The 3,610-nt window shown below is 52.6% G+C and carries 4 protein-coding genes and 1 pseudogene; 3 read left to right on the plus strand and 2 right to left on the minus strand.

All coding sequences use genetic code 11. The features are described 5' to 3' along the window. Positions 1–314: 314 nt before the first annotated feature. Positions 315–1,475, minus strand: coding sequence for an MFS transporter (locus MV985_RS06845; protein WP_297464672.1), 1,161 nt, complete (start codon positions 1,473–1,475; stop codon positions 315–317). Positions 1,476–1,568: 93 nt separating this feature from the next. Between MV985_RS06845 and MV985_RS06850 the strand changes: the two genes are divergently transcribed. From MV985_RS06850 to MV985_RS06860, 3 genes are read left to right on the plus strand one after another with little or no spacing between them, the layout of a single operon-like run. Continuing rightward, the gene (locus MV985_RS06850) at positions 1,569–2,168 is read left to right on the plus strand and encodes a hypothetical protein (RefSeq protein ID WP_297464674.1); all 600 of its coding nucleotides are present in this window, start codon (positions 1,569–1,571) and stop codon (positions 2,166–2,168) included. 1 nt (position 2,169) lies between these two features. Then, positions 2,170–2,469 carry a transcriptional regulator gene (locus MV985_RS06855; protein WP_297464676.1) on the plus strand — a complete coding sequence of 100 codons (300 nt, stop codon included), beginning with the start codon at positions 2,170–2,172 and terminating at the stop codon, positions 2,467–2,469. Next, positions 2,462–3,100, plus strand: a complete 639-nt coding sequence (locus MV985_RS06860) for a CPBP family intramembrane glutamic endopeptidase (RefSeq protein WP_297464678.1) — start codon at positions 2,462–2,464, stop codon at positions 3,098–3,100. The genes MV985_RS06855 and MV985_RS06860 overlap by 8 nt, the downstream gene beginning before the upstream one ends. Positions 3,101–3,167: 67 nt before the next feature. Here MV985_RS06860 and MV985_RS06865 read toward each other — a convergent pair. Further along, positions 3,168–3,610: pseudogene (locus MV985_RS06865) on the minus strand (hypothetical protein); the annotation flags it as partial.

Genomic DNA, 3,610 nt, shown 5'->3' on the forward strand with positions numbered 1-3,610 from the left:
GTGCCTTGTTTGCACTAGCAGGGCTAAAAGAACTCAAAAGCAACAAACCAAGTAACAAAACACTTAGCAATCCCCACCGCATTGATATCACTACACGGATTTTCATAATATTGTGTACATTCAAACTATTTAAGAGTTTCTGTTTACATATGCAAAAATCTATTCAAAAAAGTAACTTACAATAAAAAAGTAACTTACAATACTCTCATTTCTAAGAATAGCTTTAATTAAAGTAAAATAATTTCGAAGAGTAAGTTATGGATTGATAATTATACAATAATTAACGGTAGAAAGTTTTATCTAAAGTATTTCCTTCAAGCCGTGTATAACTTTACAAAATAAACATACGACAGAGCTACTCCTGCACACGCTAATCCGGCCGCTAGGATAGAAGCGGTCAACACCGCTATCCCTTTTTCAATGGCCCACGCAAAGACCAGCTGCGACAGCGGAATAACGAGCGTCGCGAGGGCGTCAAAGAGTCCCCTCGCAGTTCCGAGGCTTTCGAGAGGGATAACCTTCTGCATCAGGCTGTCGAAGGAGACGTTTAAGAGCTCCCCGCCGAAGCCCACCAGTAGAACCGCAGGGAAGAGGGCCATCACGGCGGGTAAGCCGGCGAGGAGCAGAGCCACGCTCTGAAGGATCATCCCGGTGATAAGTGGCCGTTTCAGCCCGACTCCCCTCCTGCCTGCAAGATACGTTAGCCCTGCCACCGCCACAAGGCTTCCGGCCGTCGTGAGGGACTGGAGAATGCCGTAGATGACTTCGCCCCTATTGAGGGTTCTCAGCGAGGCGAAGACAAAAATCCTGAAGGAGCCAGGGGCGGAGTTGAAGATGAGCACCGATGCAAGGACTCCAAGGAAGAGCCTCTTGTCTATCTTCATCTTCGTTCCTCTCACTTCCTCCCTTCTCTCCCGCTTTACCTCCACCTTCAAGTACGGTATCAGGGAAAAAGCTCCGAGGAGAAGGAGAACCGCATCGAGGAGCATCTCTTTTATCCCGAAGCGGTACGCCAGAAAACCCGCGAGTGGAAAGGCCATCAGCGAGACCGCGTTTCCGACGGTTGCCAGCGTCGCGTTCAACCTCTGGAGTTCACTCTCCTCAAGGGTCATGGTTGCTATAAGCGAGAGGCCGTAGTAGCGGTGGAGGATGTCGAGGGCTGAAATGCCCGAAACAAGGAGGTAAAGGGCCCAGACATTTGAGGATAGGGGAACTATCGCGACGGCAAGAAAGGCCTGAAGGAGTAAAGCCAGAAACGCCAGTCTAACTTTCTTCTTAGTTTTGTCGAGGGTTCTGCCGAGAAGGGGAGGAAGGACAACCCAAGGAATGTGCGTGAAGAGCGCAAAACCGCCTATACTCACCAGTGAGCCTGTACTCTGAAGGAGGCTCCATGGCAGGGCAACGCTCTCTATGGAATCGCCAGCGATCCTGAGTGCGGAGGTGAGGGTATAAACGCTGTAGAGGCGGCGATTCATGAGTTTCAATTATAGTGGGGAATTAAAAGAGTAGCTCTGTTTTCCAAACTTCCGGCTGGTTATAAATAGGTGGAGCGCGAAGTTGTAACGGTGGTGGGAATGGAGAAAGTTGAGGAGCTTGCGGAGGCGCTTAAAGCCGTTGAGGACGAGCTGAACCTGGCGAAGAGGGTTTACCTAGCCTTTCCGTTCATCTTCTGGAGCTTTGCCATCCCCTTCATGTACCTCCTTGAGCTGACACTGATTAAGTACGCTGGGCTGGAGTCGGACTACGTCTCAGTAACAATCTCGCTCCTCTTCGTTGCCTGGTTCCTGATAGAGAATACCAGGGTTTTCAGAAAGGTCGAGGCCATAGAGCGCGTCCTCGGGAGAAGGCGTGAGAGGAAGCTCTCCTACGCGGTCTCCCAGGTTCTCGCGTGGTTCGTGGCCTTTTTCATAGCTAGCTACCTCTACGGCACAGGTGGAAAGGGTATGCTCCTCTTTGTCGGCCTCGCGCTCCTCCTCATGGTGGCAGTTGATTTATCGTTTCACCGCAGGGTACAGTCTGAGATGGTGCTGGCAGGTTTCATAATCCTATCCTCGACCTATCTCGCTGATAAGCTTCCGGTTCAGGAGATGGCCTTCGCGATTATGGTAATCTCCTCCGCCTTCTCCTTCGCCGCTTTCCTCCACATCAGAAGGGCCATGAGGGAGTGAGATGAGGGCTGAAAGGCTCAGAGAGCTTGCAGATTCGCCGCTCGGGAATCCAACGAGGTTAGCGATAGCCCTCTATCTCCTCTCCCGCGAGAGGACAACGTTCATCGAGCTTGCCAGGGCTTTGAAGCTAACCCCGGGAAACCTCGACTTCCACCTCAAAGCCCTCGAAAGGGCCGGAATTGTAAAAACCTACTACGGCTTCGGCAAAAGACCGAGGAAGTTCGTGGAGCTGAGCGAGAGGGGCATAGACGAGCTGGAGAGGGCCATGAGAATCCTCCGCGAGGTGATAAGAGGTGATTGAATACCTCTACGCCTTCCTCCTCTGGCTGGCGGTCTTCCTGCCTTCATCGGCCATTGGCCCGCTCCTGGCGAAGAGGGGAAAGGGCTTCGCGGGTGCCGGGATTCAGGGCGCGTTCCTAATCCTGTCGCTCACTCTAATCTCGCTCCTCCGAATTCCGCTCCACGTTAAGCCAGTCTATCTCCCCCAGGCAGTCGCCCTCGGATTTCTCGCCTCCCTGGCCTTAAACCTTGGAGAAAAGCTCTTCTCTGGAGAAAAGGCTAAAGAAAAAGCAGAAACGTTGGAGTTCCTACCCGATGGCTTTTTCTGGAGAGTCCTGCTCCTCCTCATTTTAGCTCCCTTCGCCGAGGAGAGCCTCAACAGGGCCTTGGTCGAGGGTTATCTTTTAATCCACGGCCAGTTCTGGGGCGCGATCCTGTTCTCGGCTCTTCTCTTTGCAATTCCTCACGTGATGGCCTTCGAAAGAGCCTCCGCGGGGGAGAAAGCCTACTTAACGGCTGGAGCTTTCCTCATGGGGCTAATCGCTGGCTACCTCTTCGCGCTCAGTGGTTCTCTCCTCACGGCCTTCGCCTTCCATTCATCGGCGAACCTTGCGGGGTTTCTCTTTTCTGGTATCCGAAAGGAGAATCCCTGAAACGCTCGTATATCAGCTTGTCAACGTATCTCCCATCGCTCCAGACGTGCTCCCGGGAGTGGTGCTTTTAAATTCTCTCAATCACCATAACCGTCTTCTTCTCTTCCGCCTTAACCCCCGCCGCGATCTTCCCACCTAAAACCTCCACCCAGCCGCTATCCCAGAGTTCCTTCTTCCAGAGGATTTCCCCTTTCGGATCGAGCTTAAGTACCGTCGCCTTCCCCTCAACTTCGCCCCCGACGAGGAGGCCGTTCTCACTCGGCAGAAGAGATGTTACAGCGCCGTTTGGGAGCGTTACCTCCCAGTTTTCACTCCAAACCCAGAGGGCACTTCCCTTGTAACCACCCAGGATTATTTTTCCTCCCATTTCGGCGGCCGTTAGGGAGATTCCCTCTGTTAACTCGCTTTCCCTTAGCGGTTCCCCGTTCTCAGTGAACTCGAACGCTTTAACCTTCCATCTCTCTTCCTTCAGGCTCCCGGCGAGAACGGGCTTACCGTTGAGTTCAACCA

The organism is Thermococcus sp., from assembly GCF_027012695.1.
Lineage (GTDB): Archaea > Methanobacteriota_B > Thermococci > Thermococcales > Thermococcaceae > Thermococcus.